This window comes from Streptomyces anulatus, assembly GCF_000721175.1.
Classification (GTDB): Bacteria; Actinomycetota; Actinomycetes; order Streptomycetales; family Streptomycetaceae; genus Streptomyces; species Streptomyces anulatus_C.
Genome location: NZ_JOEZ01000006.1, coordinates 19572 through 36778 on the forward strand (window position 1 = coordinate 19572; position 17207 = coordinate 36778).

Here is a 17207-nt window from a genome sequence, read left to right on the forward strand (position 1 = left end):
GAGCGACGGGTGTTGTTCACCTGCCGGGCGCATTGCGGAAAAGGAAAGGGCCGGGGCCGCACCTAACGTGATGTGCGTGGTTAAGCTCTCCGTCATCGTGCCGTTCTTCAACGTGCAGACCTACGCGCCCGACACCCTCAGAAGTCTGCGGGCCAACGCCCGCGAGGACTTCGAGTTCCTTCTCGTCGACGACTGTTCGACCGACGGGACGCGGGAACTGCTGGACCGGGCCGCCGCCGGGATCCCCGGCGCCGTGCTGCTGCGGCACGAGGTGAACGGCGGTCTGGCGACCGCGCGCAACACCGGTCTGGACGCCGCCCGCGGCGAGTACGTCGCCTTCCTGGACGGCGACGACTGGCTGGCCCCCGGGCACTACGAGCGGCTGGTGGCCAGGACCGAGGCGCTGGGCTGCGACTTCGTGCGCACCGACCACGTCCAGGTGAACGGCAGTTCGCGGACCGTACGCCGGGTTCCGCACGGGCCGCACGGTGTGGTGAGCGATCCCCGGGCCGCGATCCTGCCGGCCCACCGCACCACGTCGGTGGACTACGCGTTCGCCTGGGCGGGCCTCTACCACCGGCGGCTGCTGGACCGGGGGCTGCTGCACTTCACCGACGGACTGCGCACGGCCGAGGACCGGCCGTGGATCTGGCGACTGCACCGGGAGGCGGAATCCTTCGCCGCCCTGGGCCTGCTCAGCCATTTCTACCGGCGGGGGGTGGCGACGTCCCTGACCCAGATCGGCGATGTGCGCCAGCTCGATTTCCTTCGCGCGTTCGACCAGGTGATCGCCGATACCGCCGCCGACCGGGACGCGGACACCTTGCTGCTGAAGGCCGTACGCACGTATTGCGCGATCATCGCTCACCATCTGGGCGACCTGGACAAATTCGAACCGGCCGTGGCCCGTGAACTGAAATCGCGTGGCGCGGCCGCCCTGGGGCGCCTGCCGCAGCCGCTGCTGGACGAGGCGCTCGACGCCATGGACGTGACACGGGCGACCCGGGTGCGCAGGCTGCGCCGCCGTCCGGCCGCCGCGAAGGGGGCCTCGGCCGCATGACCATCCGGATCTTCCACGCCGCCTCGCCCGCCGCGACGGTGCTGCTCGCCGCGGCGGTCGACGCGGGGTGCTTCACCGGACCCGCCCGCCGGATCCTGCTGCTGTCCCGGACGGGGCCCGCCCCGGAGGCCGTCGCCGATGTCTCGGAGACCGTCGGTTTCGAGCGGCTGCGCGCCCGGTTCGACGAGGTCCTCTCGTGGAACGACGCGATCTTCCCGTTCCACCCGGCCGGCTGGCTCCCCCGGGCCGACGACGCCCCGTTGTGGGAGCGCCACTTCCGGCGCGCCTGGGGTCTCGGCGACGAGGCGCTGGAACTCGTCGTGGACTCCCCGCACGCCGGGCCCGCCCGTGCCCTCACCCAGGTCTTCGCCGGTGTGCCGGTCGAGGTGTACGCGGAGGGGCCCGGCGGCTACGGCCCGACCGGGGAGAAGATCCCCCCGCTGACCGGGACCCGGGTGCGGCGGCTGCTCCATCCGGACCTGGTCCCCGGGGTGCGCCCGCTGCTGCTGGGCGAGTACGGGGTGGAGCCGCAGACCGTGCCGGCCGGGGCGATCATCAATGTCGTGGGTGAACTGGCAGACGCGGATGCCGAGTTGACCGCCGAGGAGGCGCCTGCCGTGGGGTTGCCCGTTGTCGCGGCGCCCGCGCTGCTGCTCGGGCAGGATCTCGCCGGGGCCGGGCTGATCCCGGCGGCCGAGGAGGCGGAGCTGCGGCTGGAGATGGTGCGCGCGGCGGTGGCCCTCGGCCACACCCGGCTGGTGTTCGCCCCGGATCCGTACGCGCCGTGGGAGGACCCGGCGGCGCTGCTCGCCGAGGCGGACCGGCTCGGCGTCGAACTGACCGTGCTCGACACTCCGGCGCCCGTCGTGGCCGATGTGCTGCTGCACCGGCTGCGGCCCGCGCTGGTCGTGGGCTGCACCTCGACCGCGCTGTTCGGGGCGGCCCGGTTCCACGGCCTCCCGGTGGTGGCCGTCGGCACGGGGCTGCTCCTGGAGCGCCTGACCCCGTACGAGAACGCCGAGCGGATACCGGCGACGATCGCCGACGCGCTGCTGCCCGGGCCGGCCGACGCCGGCTCGGCGGACGGGCGGAAGCCGGGCGGCGAGGCCGATTGGGACGGGCTGCTCGCGGCCGTCGGCTTCGCGATGCGGCCGAAGGTCCGCCCTGATCTGCGCCCGGCCGCCGAGCGTTACCTCGCCGCACACCTGGACGGCCACACCTGGCGCTATTTCAAGCGCCGCCGCCTGGCCTCGCTCGCGCTCCCCGGAGTGGTCCCGGCCCGGCTGGCGTTCCTGCGCGGCAACGCGGGCCTGCGCCGGGTGGCCCGGCGGGCCCGGGCGTTGAAGCGCGGCAGGGGCTGACGACCCGGCGGGGGCCGACCGGGGCTCGGGAGGCTCAGCCCAGCACCTTGCTCGCCCCCGCGCGGCCCCACAGCATGGCCGCGCCGAACGACAGTGCCGTCGTGGCCACCGTGATCCCGACGACGAGGGCCGCGGCGGCCGGTCGGCTCAGGTCCGCCCGCACGAAGGCGTCGGTGAGGACGCCGAGCACGAGTACGTGCACGAGGTAGGCCCCGAACGACGCGTCGGCCAGCCGGGTCAGGGTGGGACGCATCCGCTCCGGGACGCGCAGGCCGTGCAGGGAGAGCAGGACGCCGCAGCTGAACAGGGCCACCAGGACGTGGGCGTACGGGATCGCGTAGTGCACCTCGTGCTGGTACGCGATCACCCCGGCCAGTCCGGCCGCCGCGAGCAGCAGCCAGGGCAGCCGCCGCCGGCCGAACGTACCGGCCGGGGCTGCGAGCAGCAGCGCCCCGAGCACCGCGTAGATCAGCTGGTACGGGGCGAACCCCCAGCCGAAGCGCGGCAGTTCACGGCCGGCGGCCTCGGACAGATCGCCGAACAGCGACGGGGCGGACGCCAGGACCAGCAGGACCGCGCCGAGACCCCACGGCCGCCTGCCCGACCTGAGCAGCACCACCAGCCCCAGGACCATGATCACGGGGAGGTAGGCGTACAGGTACCAGAGGTGGTAGGCGGGGCGGATGGAGGCGAACACGGAGTCCAGCGCCAGCTCGCCCACCGGGCCGTCGTTGGTCCCACGCAGCCTGCCCCAGGCCAGGTAGAGCGCGGTCCAGACGGCGAGGGGCACCACGATCCGCACGATGCGCCGCCGCAGCCGTGCGCCGTCCTTCGGCGGGGCCCCGACCAGGACCACCCAGCCGGCGATGGCGAAGAAGAGCGGCACGGCGAAGCGGCCGACGGAGTCGGCGGTCAGCCCGGCCCAGTAGGTGCCGGGCCCCTGCGACGCCGTTCGGCCCACGGCGTTCACGAAGGCGGAGCCGGCGTGGAGGCCGATCACGCCGACCGAGCAGAGCAGCCGGATCAGGTCGATGTCGTAGCGGTGCTCGCGGGCGGGACGAGGAGCCTCCGGGGCCGTCGGCGCCGGGGCGGGGGCGGAGGCGGGGGGTGTGGTCGACATGGTCCTCAGGGGGTGGGCGGGGCGGTGCGGAGGGAGCGGGCGGCACGGTCCTGGCCGGCGGCGGACCTGGGCGCGGGGAGCGCCGGGCCCGCGCTCCGATCGCCGGACGGGCCCGGACGACCGGTGCCCGGAAGACCGGTGCCCGGATCGCCGGACGGGTCGGACGGTCCGGCACCGGGACCGCCGAACGGGTCGGACAGTCCGGCACCGGGACCGCCGGACGGGTCGGCCAGGACGGTACCGGGACCGCCGAACGGGTCGGGCAGGCCGGTGAGTTCACGCAGCCGGGCGAGGTTTTCCCGGGTCACCGACCACAGCGCCCGCTGCCGGTCGTGGACGTCGGCCACCGCCGCCGTGTGGTCCGCCAGCATCGCGCGCGCCCGCTCCGCGAGCCGGGCGCCGAGGGCCCGCTCGTGGACGGAGACTCCCCAGTCGGGGCGGTCGATGTCGGCCAGGAAGTAGGCGAGTTTGGGGTGCGAGACCAGGCTGATGACCGGGGTGCCGCAGCCGAAGGGGATCATCCCGGCGTGCCCGCGCATCCCGATCACCAGCCGGGTGCGCCGGTAGAGGTCGCGGATGGCGTCGTTGGAGAGCAGGTACAGCGGTTCCACGGGGAGGGTGAGACCGTGCTCCCGGCGCAGATCGTCGACGAAGCGTTCGTCGGCCGGCATGTGCGCGGCGTAACGGACCTCCGCCGAAGCCGAGATGGCGCGGATCGCCTCGGCCATCTCCGCCAGGAAGTGCCCGTAGTCGTGGCCGAAGCGGAGCCCGGCCCGGTCGTAGGCGCAGTTGATCAGCACCGTGTCGTCGCGCACCGCCGGTTCGGCGAGGCGCGGGTCGAGGTGGCGGGCGACCGTGGTGGGGCAGGGCTGGTAGCGCACCTTCTCGCGGAGGGAATCGGGCAGCAGTTCCCTGACCCGGGCGACGGAGCCGTGGTTGCGCAGCCCGAAGAACGCGGACCGTTCGACCAGGGCCCGCAGGGAGGCCGCGAACCGCTCACGGCGGTAGCGCTGGCCGTCGAAGACGTTGTAGCCGACGGCGAAGACCGCGAGGGGGGCGGTGATCCGGGCGAGCACGTCGTCGGAGATGTTCCACTGCCAGCCGCTGTTGCCGTTGGGCGCGGTGTCGGGGAGGAAGAGTCCCCCGCCGCCGACGATCACCGCCCGCCGGGCGTTGAGACGTTCGAGAGCGGCTTCGTCGACCAGCAGGTGCGCGTGCTGCTGGTGCCAGCGCTCCGGGCCGGTGTCGGAGGTGAAGCAGCTGCGGACCGCCTCGGGCAGCACCTTGTCGCCCGCGTTCTCCTCACCGTCGGCGAACAGGGCAACATGGGCGAGCTGTTCACCGGTCGGGGCGCCTTCCGAGGGCCGGTCGGGGATGACCCTCTTCGTCGTACGGGCGTACCAGGCACGGCAGTTGGCGTCGGTGGGGTCGGACTCCAGGCCGGCGAGCGCATAGCCCCGGGCGTCCTCGGTGCGGCCCAGCAGCCAGGCCAGGCGGGCGAGTTGACCGAAGGCCCGGGGAGCGAAGTCCGGCGAGGCGGTCGCCAGCAGCAGGTGCGTCTCGGCTTCCTCGTACCGGGACAGCGCCATCAGGCAGACGCCGAGCGTCTCGTGGCAGCGCGGCAGGTCGGGGCGGCCCGCGACGGCCTCGCCCAGCAGGGCGACCGCCTCGTCGTGCCGGCCGCGGCCCCGGTGGATCTCGGCGAGCTGCCGGACCAGGTCGATCGGCGGCCGGGTCCCGGCGGGGAAGGGGAGCGCGAGGTGCAGCAGCAGGTCGGGATGGTGGGGGCCGGGTAGGGCGAGGTAGGCGGCCCGGAACGCCTCGTCGTCCAGGTCGAAGCGGTCCCGGGCGGCGTGGGCGGGGGCGAGGCCGGTACCGGTCGCGGGGGCGTCGGTGAAGTTCAGGACGACGACGCCCTCGGGGACCGGCAGGTCGTCGTGGAGCCGCCGCGCGCGGAAGTCGTCGCGGGAGTCCAGGGGTACGAGGAGGCTTTCCGGGATGTCCTTCGCGGCGGGCGGCACCGGGCCGGAGCTCTGAGGCCGGTCCTCCGGCGCGAGGTCCTGGCGCTGGTCCACCGGACCGAGGTCCTGGCGCTGGATCACCAGCAGCCCGTCGTCGGGGACGCCGCCGCGCGGGTCCGGGACGCCGTCGGGGCCGGGGCGCGGCACGGCGGCCACGCCCGTACGGAGCTTCAGCAGGGCGTCGAGCCGGCCGAGGACGACGATGGCGGGGGTGAGGGCGAGCACGGTGTCGTACCCGTCGAGGCGGAACACGTCGTGGCGTCCGGCCGCCACGCGCGGGATCAGGCGGGGGTGCAGCCGGCGGGCGGCGTCGAAGGCGTCGTCCGGCAGGCCGGGGTGCAGGACGACGACGTCCTCGCAGAGGGCCGGGTTGCTCAGCGCGAGGCTGCGCAGGAGAGCCTGGAGTCCGGGGAGTTCGTCGACGCCGGCGACGTACACGGCGAAGGCGATCCGGCGCTTCCCGGTGACGGCACGGCGGTCGTCGGCGGAGTCGGTGCGAGTGACGGAGCCGGGCGCGGGGGCGGAGCCGGGCGTGTCCGGGGGCTCAGAGGTCGTCGCCTCGGGAGTCGTCGAGGGCTCGGGAGTCGTCGAGGGCTCGGGGGTCGTCATCTCAGCGTGATCCTCACTGCGGCGTCGTCCGTGTTCCCGGTCCGCGCCCCGATCCACTCCCGCTCGCGCGGTGACAGGGCCGCCGGTCCTTCGAACCCGATGAGGTCCACCCGGGCGGGGGTGCCCAGGAAGTCGAGCAGCCGCAGCACGGTGTACACGGTGCCGGCGGGTCCTTCGCTGCCGGCCGCCTCGCCGAGCAGCGCCGGATCGTGCAGCGGGCGGCGCAGCGACGCGTCGCCGATGCGGTCCTGCGCGCCCGGGACGAGCCGGCTGCGCAGGGCGAGCCGCCAGTGCGGGAGCGGGTCGCCGAAGACCAGCCGGGCGCCCGCCCGCCGGTCCCACCGGGGGCCCTTCCACGGGGTGTCGCCGCGCAGGGTGCAGGCGTGCAGATCGGTGCGGGCGGTCGGTGCGGCGTGGCGTACGGCGTCGCAGCGCACGACCAGGTCGTACCCCTCGATCAGGGCGGCCAGCGCACTGCCGGGCAGCTGTTCCTGCTCGGCGGTGCGCGGCGTGTCGGCGACCAGGCACACGGTCCGGCCCGCGACGAGCCGGCGCAGACCGGGCACGCCGATGGGCTCGGCCCCGCCGAGGAGCGGGTCGGCCATCGGGTCGCTCTCCGAGAGCCGGCGGTGCTCGGTGTAGAGCGCGGCGAGCCGGCGCACGGCCGGGTCGGCGGCCCCGAGTTCGGCGGTGCGGCGGCGGACGAGGTCGGTGAAGGCGGCGCGGGCCTCGGCGGCGGGCAGGTGGCGCGACAGGCGGAGGGCGGTGCGTGGGCCGGAAGCCCGCGCCCCGGTGCCGTCCTCCTCGCTCCGGTCCTCCCCGAACAGCGCCAGCGCCTCGTCGATGCGGTCCCCCGCGGCGCGGAGGGTGGCGATCCGGCGTTCGACGTCGCGGGAGGCGGCGGCGTTCTGCTGGAGCGCGAGGTGGTGTTCGTACGCCGTGATCGCCTCCTCGCCCCGGCCGAGCGCGTCCAGGGCGTTGCCGCGCAGCCGCCAGGCGCCCTTGGAACGGGTGCGCAGGGCCCTCGCCTCGTCTGCGAGGGCCAGGGCGAGGCGGGCCTCGGCTTCGCCCCCGCTGTCCAGGGCCTGCTGTCCGGTCCGCAGCAGCGCGTCGAACGCGTCGGCGCCCGGGGTGGAGCACGCGGTGGTCAGGGCGCCGATCGACGCGATGAGCCGGGTGCGGCGGGCGTCGGTGAGGGGGCCGGAGGCGGCGAGGGCGGCGAGGTGGTCGCCGCAGAGCCGCAGGGCGGTCAGGAGCGCCGGGTCCGGGCCGCCGCGGGAACGCCCCGGAGCAGGCGTCCCCGGCCGTCCCGCCATCGCACGTACTGACGTGAGCAGCCCGGTGAGGGTCTGGCCCATGCTCGTTCCGCCGTTCTGTGAGTCGGACGCCGACCGGGGTTCATGCCCCGGCCCCGGGTCAGAGGCCCAGGGTGCTGCGGGTGCGCCGTACGGTGCGGCGCAGCCGGACCGCAGCTCCCCGGGGGCCGCCGCCTGGCAGGGTGAGGCTCTGCAGGCGGCGGCGTTTGAAGTAGTGCTGGGTGGTGGGGTCGAGGTGCTCCCGCAGCCATTCCTCGGCGTCGGGGCGCAGCCCGGGGTGGAGCTTGGCCTGCATGCAGTAGCCGACGGCCCTCACCAGCGGGGCGAGGGTGTCCGGCGCGGTGCGCGGCAGGCGGGGGACGGCTCCGGGACCTTGCGCGTCCGGGCCGGGAGCGCCCTCGGCGTCCCGCGCGTCCAGGTCGGGCACGAGGTGGTCGGTGATCGTCAGCGGGATGCGGTTGCTGTTCTCGTACGGGGTGATGCGGTCGAGGACCAGGCGGGTGCCGACGCGGGCGACGGGGATGCCGTAGTAGGCGGCGGCGGTGAACATCGCGGTGGAGAAGCAGCCGACCACCAGGGTGGGCGCGCAGCGCTCGTACAGCGTCTCGGCGAGCAGTGGGCCGTCCAGGGTGGTGAGCCGTACGCCGGCCTCGGCGGCCGCCTCGTCCAGGACGCGGGAGTAGCGGGCCGGGGCGGTGGGGTGGGGCTTGAAGAGGATGGAGGTGTGCCCGGCGCGGGCGGCTCCGCGCAGCATCCGGATGTGCAGGTCCTCTTCCTCCTCGGGGGTGAGGATGCCGAGGGCGGCGAGGTACTGGCCGAGCAGCATCGCGGTGGGGGCGGCCGCTTCGGCGGCGGCGAGGCCCCGGTCGCCCTCGGCCGCGGCGGCGATCTCCGAGAGGACGGCGCGGAAGGCGTCGTCCGGGACGAGTTCGGGTTCGACGCCCGCCTCGGCGAGGAGGAGCGGCCGCAGTCCGGTGACCAGGTCGAGGTGGAGGACGCGCCGGATGCGGCAGGCGATGGACTGGGGCAGCCGGTTGCGGGTGGGGCCGTAGCTCATCAGCCCGTCGGCGTAGACGTGCACGGCGCTCTCGGAGAAGATCGCGGCGAGCGCGCGGGCCGGGTTGACCTGGATGGACTCCACGGCCAGGTCGACGGGGGCGTCGGGGGCGATGTCCCAGGCGAGGCGGAAGGCCCGCTGCCACAGGACGGTCTCCTCGGAACGGGGCCCCCAGCCGCTGGGGTGGTGCGGGCTGATCGCCTCGTTCCAGTCGACCACGGCGTCGAAGCGGGCGGCGAGGGATCCGTAACCGCGCATCTCCTCCAGGCGCAGGGCCGTCTCGGGGACGGCCGCGTTGTTGGAGACCAGCAGGATGCGGTGGCTGTCGAGGGCCCGGCCGAACTGTCCGGCGTCGAGCGCGGCGGCGAGGGTAGCGGCCCCGTACAGGGTGGAGACCTGGAAGATCTGGGTGCGCGCGGGCATGGAAACGGACGTGCGTACGGGCGCGGGCGTGGGTACGGGCATCGGTCAGGCGGCCTTCTGCTTGGTCTGCTTGGTGCGCAGACGGCTGAGCAGCGTGCCGCGCTTGTCGTCGATCATCGTCAGGGTGCGGTCGAGCACGTCCTGCGGCATCCGGCCCAGCGCGGCGGTGGACTCGGCGCGCAGCCGCCGGGCGGTGGCGGGCTCGTAGTCGTCGGCCTTCTCGTTGTGGAAGGCGATCATCGCGCAGTAGGTGCGGACGGCCTTGGGCAGCAGGGTCTTCGCGTCCCGGTCCGCGCGCAGCTGGTCGAGCAGCGTGTCGTAGGCGGGGAAGAAGTCGAGCTGGCGGGCGTCCTTGATCTGGGTCAGGGAGGTGGTGACCCCGCGCCGGTAGAAGATGCCGTACAGCCCGAGCGCCGCGTAGGTGCGGGCGCGCAGATGGAGCTGCCAGATCCACAGCCGGTCCTCGGCGGTGCGCAGTTCGGTGGCGAAGCGCTGGGCGCCGTCCGCGAAGAGCCGCCGGTGGTAGACCCCGGCCCAGACGAACGGGTAGTCGACCATGGTCTCCCGCTCGGGCGCCCCGATCCCCTCGCGGGGGTCGAGCACGGTGTCGCGGAGCGGTGCGGGGGCGCGCCGCACGACGCGGTTGGTGCCGGTGGACTGGACGTGGTCGGTGCGGGCGAAGTCGCAGTCGAGGTCCTGGGCGGCGCGCACCAGCCGGTCCAGATGGCCGGGGGCGTACCAGTCGTCGCCGTCGAGGAAGGTGAGGTAGTCACCTTCGGCGGCGTCGATGCCGCTGTTGCGGGCGGCCGCGATGCCGGTGTTCGTACCGTGTCTGATCACGCGGGCGTGCGGCAGCCGCTCGGCCCAGTGGTCGACGATGTCCTGCGTGCCGTCGCTGGACGCGTCATCGACCAGCAGGAACTCGATGTCCGGGTCCGCGTTGCGGGCCAGACTGCCCAGCGTGGTCGGGGCGTAGGCCGCGACATTGTGGAACGGTACGACAACGGACAGTTTCGGCACGCGCGCCCTCGCCTTCGATCATGGTCCCGACAACGTAGTGAGACACCGGAAGGATCGGATGACGTCCGCCACGACGGCGGGTGAACTCTGTGCGTCCGCCGGATGACCGGGCACGCGCGGCGGAGACCGTCCTGCGGGGCTTGACCTCGACTTCGCTCGCGGTCCTGCCTTCCGAGGCGTGGACCACTCACACGCCGACGCAGGACTCGCCCGCCGACGATCGGAATCGGGTACCCGCCGCTGAGCGAGGGCTCGGCTGCTGCTGAGCGAGAGGTGGGCTACACGCTGCTGAGCGAGAGCTTGGCCGCGAACCCGAGGAACAGGACACCGGCCGCCGAAGTGGCCCCCGCCGACAGCCGCTTGCGGCGGCGGAAAGCGGCGGCCAGCCGGGTGCCGCCGAAGATCAGCACCGAGAGGTACGCGAAGCTGGCGAGCTGGAGCAGCGTGCCCAGCAACAGGAACGACAGCGCCGGGTAGGCGTAGCCCGGGTCGACGAACTGGACGAAGAAGGAGATCAGGAACAGGATCGCCTTCGGGTTGATCAGGCTGACCACCAGCGCCCGGCGGTAGGGCCTCTCCGCGGAGGCCGTCGCCCCGGGAGTCCCGGCCGTCTCAGCCGTGTCGACCGTCTCCACCAGCTCGGCGGTACGCCGGTGCCGCTCGCGCCACAGGGACACGGCCGCCCGCAGCATCCCGATGGCCATCCAGGTCAGATAGGCCGCGCCCGCGTACTTGACGATCGCGAAGAGCAGGGGCGTGGTCTGGAGCAGGGACGCGGCGCCGAGTGCGGAGAGCGTCATCAGGACGGCGTCCCCGGTCCAGACGCCCGCGGCGGCCGTATAGCCGGTTCGAACGCCGCGCCGGGCGGCGACGGAGAGCACGTACAGCGAGTTCGGCCCCGGCAGGAGAACGATCAGCGCGAGACCGGCGAGATAGGTCGGAAGGTCGGTGACACCCAGCATGGACGGAGTCTCGCACGCCCGTACGGGTCGCCGTCCAGAGGGTTTCAGCAGGCGATACCGGCTGTCCGGCATGGTGCGGGAGGGGGGCGGGTCCGGCGGGCAGGACCCGGCCATGATCCACCGGGCGCCCCCTCGGGGGACTGGACGCGCGGCTTGCGTCCGACGGAGGATTCGGGGACCGGGCCGGACGGGAATCCGTACAGGAGGCACCGGGTCGGCGGGTGAGCCAGGGGGGACCGAGCATGGCGGACGGGTACAGCGGGTGGGGCGGACCGGGAGCGGGGGACACCGGTGGGGCGCGGGCGGCGGAAGCGGTACCGGGCAGGGACGTGACCGCCGGGCGGCGTGCGGGCGGAAGGCCCCAGGGGCGTCGCGCCGCCGCCGTCTCCCTCGTCGCGCTGGCCGCTCTCTCGACGGGCTGCGAGCCCGGGGCCGCCCAGGGGGCGCAGGACGTTCCGCCGCCGGTGCCGGCCACACGGGCCGCCACGCCGACCGCGAACCCCTCCCCCACCGCGCCCGCGACCGAGGACGCGAAGCCGCGCACCGCACCGCCCCCGAGCCCGTCGGCGTCCACCGCCGCCCCGGCCCCGGCCCGGACGACCGCCCGGCCGGCCCCCGAGCCGAGCACCGCACCGCCGCCGCGCGTCCTGATGCGGACCGGGTCCGAGGGCGGCCAGGTACGGGAACTGCAGGCCCGGCTCCGTCAGATCGGCCACTTCGGGCGCAACCCCACCGGCTACTACGGCTCCGTCACCGCCGACGCCGTACGGTCCTTCCAGGCCAAGCGGCGGCTGCCGGTCACCGGAAGCGCCGACGCGGTCACCTGGCGGCGACTGCTGGCCATGACCCGGGTGCCGACGGCCGCCGAGCTGGACCCGCCGACCGAGCGGCCGGTGGCCGCGCCGGACGAACGGTGCCTGAAGGGCCGGGTCCTGTGCATCAGCAAGAAGAGCCGGACCCTGGCCTGGATGATCGACGGCCGGGTCGTCTCCGCGATGGACGTGCGCTTCGGCTCGGAGTACACGCCGACCCGCGAGGGTGTGTTCCCGGTGTTCTGGAAGTCCCGGGACCACGTGTCGACGCTCTACGACACCCCGATGCCGTACGCCCTGTTCTTCAGCGGCGGCCAGGCGGTGCACTACTCCGCCGACTTCGCGGCCAACGGATACGGGGGCGCCTCGCACGGCTGCGTCAACGTGCGGGACAAGAAGAAGGTCGCGGCCCTGTTCGACCAGGTGAAGAACGGCGACAAGGTCGTCGTCTACTGGTGAGAGTCGTCGTCCGTCGGTGAGAGGAGAGGGCGCGGGCGGGACCGGGGGAACGTGTCCCGCCCGCGCCGATGCGCTGAGCCGAAGGTACGGGGGGAACCCCGGCTCGTCGCGCGGCCGATGACCAGTCGGCTCACTCTGTACTGCGCCCGGCTTCCGGAAAACGTCACACCTGGCCGTACGGGCCGCGTCCCGGACCCGGAAACCGCAGGTCAGCGCGTGAGTACGGAGGCAGCTCCGGTGCTCTTCGGAAGCGGTGGAACCTCGGAGTCCGTCCCGTCGACGTCCGCCCGGGTCTCCGGGGCCACGCCGGAGCGCGGTACGGGGTGGAAGGAGACGGGCGGCAGCGAGCCGCCGTCACCCGGCCCGTTCTGGCCGCTGTCGTCGCCATCGTCGTCCCCGCCGCCGGAACCACCGGAACCGCCGCTTCCACCACTTTCGCCGTTCCCGTCGAGGAGGCGGTCGCAGAAGCGCTCCAGGTTCTTCTCGCCCTTCGCGAGCTGGATCAGATGGCGCCGGCTCCGGTCGTCCAGGGTGCCGCCGCGGAAGGCCTTGCAGGCCTTGACGGACTTCTCGTGCCAGTTCCCGGTGTCCGTGTCGTCGCCGGAGCCGCCGGGCCGGTCGTCCCGGCCGTCGCCGCCCCCGGCCGTCTCCTCCCGGCCGTCGCCGAGCCGGTCCGGGGTGCCCGGACGGTCCTCGCCGGGCTCCCGGCCGGTGTCGCCGGTTCGCGCCGCGTCGGGCTCGTCGGGGCCGCCGGACTCCCGGGTCGCGGGCGAGGAGGACGCCTCAGGTGCGTCGGGCGGGGACGCCGGGTCAGCCGGGGCCGACGGGTCGTCCGCGGGCCCCCCGGACCTCAGCGGCCCCGGGGTCACGGCAGCCGATACGGAGGCGGCGGGCGCGGGCGAGCCCTGTCCGCCGAAGGTTCCGGTGAACACACCCGTACCGGCGGCGACCGCCACCCCGCCGAGCGCACAGCCCGCGAGCGAGGCGGCCAGACCGAAGCGGACCGGCCTGCTCCAGCGCGGGCGGCGGGCCGGGGTGCCGGAGGCGGAGCCGATGTGCACGGCGTGCAGCATGCCCGGCCGGCCGGGGACGGCGGCGCCGGCGTCCCGGCCGGTGAGCCGGTCCACGCCGTTGCCGTGGCCGGCCTGCCGGAACGCGGCGAGGACCGCGTCCTCGCCGGGGAGCTCACCCGCCGAGGGGCCCAGACCCCCGCGGGCCGTGCCCAGCGCTTCGGCGAGCCGGAAGGCGTCGGTGCGGGCCTGGTCGCCGACGGGGACGACCCGTTCGCCGCGGAGCAACCTCTCCGCCGCGTCCTTGTCAAGCCACTCGTAGTGCTCGTCGGCCATCACATGTCCTTCTGCGTCCACGGTCGCGAATGCGTCACACCGGGAGTGACCACGGCGGGCCCGGCCGGACCGCCACGGCCGGGCCGCTGGGACGGCACGGCGCCGAGCCCGGTGCCACCATCCGCGTCCGGACCCGCGCCGTCGTCGGCCGCCGGAGTTCCGTCCGGGGCGGCGCCATCGCCCCGGGGCGCCGGAAGCTGCCCGTCGGCACCGAGGAGTTCGGCCAGTCGCTTGAGACCGCGGTGGGCGGCGGTGCGTACGGCGCCGGGCCGCTTGCCCAGGGTCTGCGCCGCGCTCTTCGCGTCGAGCCCGACGACCACCCGGAGCACCACGGCCTCGGCCTGGTCCTGCGGCAGCTGGGCGATGAGCGACATGGTGCGGTCGGTGTCGAGCGCCTCGATGGCGTCACCGGCGGTGTCGGACTCGGCGGCGCGCGCGGTCAGCTCGGTCTCGTCGCCGCCGATCGCCGGGCGGCGGCTGCGCATCCGCAGGTGGTCCAGCGAACGGTTGCGCGCGATCCGCGCGGCCCACCCCCGGAACCGGTCGGCGTCCCCGCTGAAGCGGTCGAGGTCGCGCGCTATCTGCAGCCACGCCTCGGACGCCACGTCCTCGGCGTCCGGCTCCCCGACCAGCGTCCGTATGTAGCCCAGCAACCGTGGCTGCACCGCGCGGTACACAGCACGGAAGGCGTCCTCGTCCCCGTCCTGTGCCGCGAGCACCGCGGCGGTCAGCTCCGCGTCGTCCCCCAGCACTCCCTCAACCCGCTCTGCCGTCCTCGATCGCAGCTGGTCAACTGCTGCGCAACCCTGCGCGAACCAGCACGCTACGTGCTCGGCGGGGGCCGCGTCCATGACTTGTACAACCCGCAACAATTCGTCGGCGGTCCTCCGGTGTGACAGAAAACGCAGTCATGGCGCTGAGATGAGTACGGGGTCGTGCTGCGACCCCGTGGAAGACGGCCGGGGCCTCTCCTGTGGGGGGTGGCGGCCCCGGTCGTCGCTCCAGCACGTGACCCCGTGACCAGGCGCTTCGCAGGGCCGCCTACCGCCCCCTACGTGACCAAAGCGTGACCAGCGCGCCGGCGAGTTCGTGTGGGTGGGCGCGTTTCTTGGGCGCTGGATACCCCCGTGGCCAAGACCTCCTCGTGCTCACCCGACCTGCCGGGCTCACACGCTGCGCGAGCCCGGGACAAGCTCCCGGCACCTTCCACTCGGCGCTCCGAGGCCACCGACGCGAAGAGCACGTCCGGAGGCTCGGCCCAGCCGCCTCCGTCGCCGGGATCATCGCGAGCGGTCACCGGACAGCAACCACTAGAGTGCCCAGCGTGAACACCGCGCCTCAACAGACGACTGTCTTCCGCCTGATCGTGACGGGAGGCGGCACCGGCGGTCACACCTACCCCGCCCTCACCGCGATCCGCACCTTGCAGGCACGCCTGGCCGCTTCCGGCCGCACCCTCGACGTCCTGTGGATCGGCACGGCAGAGGGCCTGGAAGCCCGGGTCGCCAGCGCGGAGGGCATCCCGTTCACCACGGTCGCCACGGGCAAGATCCGGCGTCACGCGAACCCGCTGAAGATGGTGTCGCCGGCCAACGTCCGGGACATGGCGCGCGTGCCGATCGGGGTCGCTCAGGCGCGCAGCGCGGTCTCCGCCTTCCGGCCGGACGTCGTGCTGGCAACGGGAGGTTACGTCGCGGTGCCGACCGGGCTCGCCGCCAGGATGTGCCGAGTCCCGCTGGTCCTGCACGAGCAGACCGTCCGCCTCGGCCTCGCCAACCGGAAGCTGGCCGGTTCCGCCGCGCGGATCGCGGTGTCGTCGGAGTCGACCCTGCCGCTCCTGCCGGAGAGCGTGCGGTCGGCGGCGGCGGTCACCGGTAACCCCGTACGACCGGAGGTCCTGACCGGCCGCCCGGACAAGGCCGTGACCGCGCTCGGCCTCCACACCTTCGACCGGCGCCTTCCGACGGTGTACGTCACCGGAGGGGCACAGGGCTCGCAGCAGATCAACGACGTCGTCGGCGGCGAGCTGCCGTGGCTGCTGGAACGTGCCAACATGGTGCACCAGTGCGGCCCTGCCCACCAAGAGGCGCTGTCCGCGCGCGCCGCAGGGCTGCCTGCCGCACTCGCCGCCCGGTACCACCTCACCCCGTTCGTCGGACCGGAGCTGCCGGACGTCCTGGCCCTGGCCGAGCTGGTGATCTCCCGCAGCGGCGCGGGCACCCTGGCCGAGCTGACCGCCCTGGGCAAGCCGGCCGTGTTCATCCCGCTCGCCTCGGCGGCCGGGAACGAACAGGCCCACAACGCCCGTCACCTGGAGGAGTCCGGGGCGGCGATCGCACTCCTCGGCGACGTCACCGGCGGGCACCTTCGCAAGGCGGTCGGCCCGCTCCTCGACGATCCGGAGCGCCGGGACGCGATGGCCGCGGCGGCCAGGGCGCACGGCCGCCCGGATGCTGCGGAAAGGCTCGTGGACGTGATCCTGTCCGCAGCGTCCCAGTAACAGCGCAGCCCGGAGTGGGCTACGTGAATCGTCCGCCGATATGGAGGGCGGTGCCGGCTTCGATGAGCACAGCGCACTCGTTGAACGCGGCATCGTCCTGGCCCATCGGGTCGGGTACGTCCCGGTCGCCGAGGTAGAGGCGCAGTTTGTTCTCGTTCTCCGGACCGCCGACTGCCCGGAGGGTGGTGAGCACGGAGGCGTCCATGGCAAGGACGGAGTCCGCCCAGTCCAGCATGTCCACGGTGATCTGCTGGGCGCGATGGGCGGTGAGGTCGTAGCCCAGCCGCCGGGCGGCGTTGATCATGGCGGAATGGGCGGGCTGGTCCTGCCACTTGCTGATCAGCCCGGTCGAGCGGACGGACATACGTGGTCCGCCCCGCCGGGCGAGAGCAAGCTGGGCGAACGGGCTGCGACAGTAGTTCCCCAGACACACGGTGAGCAGATTCGACATCATGCGCCGCCCGTGGCCTTGAGCGCGTGTCCGAGGGCGGCCACCACTCGGTGGACGTCTGCCTCGGTGAGGTGCTGGTGGAAGGGCAGGCTCAGGATTTCCCGGCTGACCCGCTCGGTAGCGGGCAAGTCGCGCCTCCAGCGTGCGAAGGCGGGCTGAAGGTGGTTGGGCGGGTAATGAACGCCGACGCCGATGTTCCTGGCCCGTAGGTGGGCGAATACGTTGTCCCGGTGCGGTACGCGGACCTGACACAGGTGCGGCGCCGTGTGGTCGAGGTCGACGTCGACGAGCGTCACCCCCTCCAGTGCGTGCAGGGCATCGCTGTAGGTGCGCCATAGGCGACGCCGGGCGCGCACGGTGGTGTCGAAATGGTCGAGCTGCGCCAGCCCGATGGCGGCGTTGATGGACGAGAGCTGATACCGCAAGCCGAAGCCTTCCACCTGGTAGCTGGTGATCTCAGCGCGCTCGCTCTGCGTGACGCCCAGCGCGCGGAGTCGGCGGATAACGGCGGCCTCCTCGGGCGTACGAGGGATGACGGCCCCGCCTTGGCCGCAGGTCAGATTCTTGACAGGCGAACGGGCACGCGAGCAGCGCCGGCGACCAGGGCCACCCCGTTCCACGTACGACGTCGTCCGGTGCCCGGCGGCAGGGGCGTACCTTCTCGCGCTCCACCCCCGACCCGTTTCCGCC

Annotated in this window: 14 protein-coding genes; 4 read left to right on the forward strand and 10 right to left on the reverse strand. The window is 73.9% G+C overall.

From position 1 onward, the window contains the following. Positions 1-76 precede the first annotated feature (76 nt). Together IG90_RS0107595 and IG90_RS0107600 are read left to right on the forward strand one after the other, a co-directional pair. Positions 77-1060, forward strand: a complete 984-nt coding sequence (locus tag IG90_RS0107595; RefSeq protein ID WP_030579484.1) for a glycosyltransferase family 2 protein — start codon at positions 77-79, stop codon at positions 1058-1060. Beyond that, complete coding sequence (locus IG90_RS0107600; protein WP_030579487.1) at positions 1057-2421, forward strand: polysialyltransferase family glycosyltransferase; 1365 nt, start codon at positions 1057-1059, stop codon at positions 2419-2421. The genes IG90_RS0107595 and IG90_RS0107600 overlap by 4 nt, the downstream gene beginning before the upstream one ends. Before the next feature lie 34 nt (positions 2422-2455). On the opposite strand, the gene IG90_RS0107605 is transcribed toward IG90_RS0107600, so the two are convergent. From IG90_RS0107605 to leuE, 6 genes are all read right to left on the reverse strand, one after another. Next, a complete protein-coding gene (locus tag IG90_RS0107605; RefSeq protein WP_030579490.1) occupies positions 2456-3541 on the reverse strand; it encodes an acyltransferase in 1086 nt (361 codons plus the stop codon). A gap of 5 nt (positions 3542-3546) precedes the next feature. Beyond that, positions 3547-6171 (reverse strand): tetratricopeptide repeat protein, encoded by a 2625-nt coding sequence (locus tag IG90_RS0107610; RefSeq protein WP_033893847.1) that lies wholly within the window; start codon positions 6169-6171, stop codon positions 3547-3549. Beyond that, positions 6168-7529 carry a hypothetical protein gene (locus tag IG90_RS0107615; protein WP_030579496.1) on the reverse strand — a complete coding sequence of 454 codons (1362 nt, stop codon included), beginning with the start codon at positions 7527-7529 and terminating at the stop codon, positions 6168-6170. Before IG90_RS0107615 ends, IG90_RS0107610 begins: the two co-directional genes overlap by 4 nt. A gap of 58 nt (positions 7530-7587) precedes the next feature. Then, a complete protein-coding gene (locus tag IG90_RS0107620) occupies positions 7588-8967 on the reverse strand; it encodes a polysialyltransferase family glycosyltransferase (protein WP_030579499.1) in 1380 nt (459 codons plus the stop codon). A 45-nt stretch (positions 8968-9012) separates the two neighbouring features. Then, a complete protein-coding gene (locus tag IG90_RS0107625) occupies positions 9013-9987 on the reverse strand; it encodes a glycosyltransferase family 2 protein (RefSeq protein ID WP_030579502.1) in 975 nt (324 codons plus the stop codon). Between the two features lie 278 nt (positions 9988-10265). Continuing rightward, positions 10266-10949, reverse strand: a complete 684-nt coding sequence (gene leuE / locus IG90_RS0107630; protein ID WP_030579505.1) for a leucine efflux protein LeuE — start codon at positions 10947-10949, stop codon at positions 10266-10268. Between the two features lie 242 nt (positions 10950-11191). Between leuE and IG90_RS0107635 the strand changes: the two genes are divergently transcribed. Beyond that, positions 11192-12220, forward strand: coding sequence for a L,D-transpeptidase family protein (locus IG90_RS0107635; protein WP_030579508.1), 1029 nt, complete (start codon positions 11192-11194; stop codon positions 12218-12220). A gap of 209 nt (positions 12221-12429) precedes the next feature. Here IG90_RS0107635 and IG90_RS0107640 read toward each other — a convergent pair whose 3' ends face one another. Together IG90_RS0107640 and IG90_RS0107645 are read right to left on the reverse strand one after the other, a co-directional pair. After that, a complete protein-coding gene (locus IG90_RS0107640) occupies positions 12430-13566 on the reverse strand; it encodes a hypothetical protein (protein WP_030579511.1) in 1137 nt (378 codons plus the stop codon). Continuing rightward, positions 13566-14318 (reverse strand): RNA polymerase sigma factor, encoded by a 753-nt coding sequence (locus IG90_RS0107645; protein ID WP_030579514.1) that lies wholly within the window; start codon positions 14316-14318, stop codon positions 13566-13568. The genes IG90_RS0107640 and IG90_RS0107645 overlap by 1 nt, the downstream gene beginning before the upstream one ends. Positions 14319-14890: 572 nt before the next feature. On the opposite strand from IG90_RS0107645, the gene IG90_RS0107650 reads away from it, so the two are divergent. Then, positions 14891-16066 carry a UDP-N-acetylglucosamine--N-acetylmuramyl-(pentapeptide) pyrophosphoryl-undecaprenol N-acetylglucosamine transferase gene (locus tag IG90_RS0107650; protein ID WP_030579517.1) on the forward strand — a complete coding sequence of 392 codons (1176 nt, stop codon included), beginning with the start codon at positions 14891-14893 and terminating at the stop codon, positions 16064-16066. Between the two features lie 19 nt (positions 16067-16085). Here the strand turns inward: IG90_RS0107650 and IG90_RS0107655 are convergent, their stop codons facing one another. Further along, complete coding sequence (locus tag IG90_RS0107655) at positions 16086-16520, reverse strand: arsenate reductase/protein-tyrosine-phosphatase family protein (RefSeq protein WP_030579520.1); 435 nt, start codon at positions 16518-16520, stop codon at positions 16086-16088. Then, the gene (locus IG90_RS0107660) at positions 16517-17137 is read right to left on the reverse strand and encodes a DegT/DnrJ/EryC1/StrS family aminotransferase (RefSeq protein WP_233435955.1); all 621 of its coding nucleotides are present in this window, start codon (positions 17135-17137) and stop codon (positions 16517-16519) included. The genes IG90_RS0107655 and IG90_RS0107660 overlap by 4 nt, the downstream gene beginning before the upstream one ends. Positions 17138-17207 lie beyond the last annotated feature (70 nt).

Bases quoted from the DNA above. Each gene is read 5' to 3' on its own strand.
- IG90_RS0107600 (WP_030579487.1), top strand. From the start codon at position 1,057: ATGACCATCCGGATCTTCCACGCCGCCTCGCCCGCCGCGACGGTGCTG.
- IG90_RS0107605 (WP_030579490.1), bottom strand. From the start codon at position 3,541: ATGTCGACCACACCCCCCGCCTCCGCCCCCGCCCCGGCGCCGACGGCC.
- IG90_RS0107610 (WP_033893847.1), bottom strand. From the start codon at position 6,171: ATGACGACCCCCGAGCCCTCGACGACTCCCGAGCCCTCGACGACTCCC.
- IG90_RS0107615 (WP_030579496.1), bottom strand. From the start codon at position 7,529: ATGGGCCAGACCCTCACCGGGCTGCTCACGTCAGTACGTGCGATGGCG.
- IG90_RS0107620 (WP_030579499.1), bottom strand. From the start codon at position 8,967: ATGCCCGCGCGCACCCAGATCTTCCAGGTCTCCACCCTGTACGGGGCC.
- leuE (WP_030579505.1), bottom strand. From the start codon at position 10,949: ATGCTGGGTGTCACCGACCTTCCGACCTATCTCGCCGGTCTCGCGCTG.
- IG90_RS0107635 (WP_030579508.1), top strand. From the start codon at position 11,192: ATGGCGGACGGGTACAGCGGGTGGGGCGGACCGGGAGCGGGGGACACC.
- IG90_RS0107640 (WP_030579511.1), bottom strand. From the start codon at position 13,566: ATGGCCGACGAGCACTACGAGTGGCTTGACAAGGACGCGGCGGAGAGG.
- IG90_RS0107655 (WP_030579520.1), bottom strand. From the start codon at position 16,520: ATGATGTCGAATCTGCTCACCGTGTGTCTGGGGAACTACTGTCGCAGC.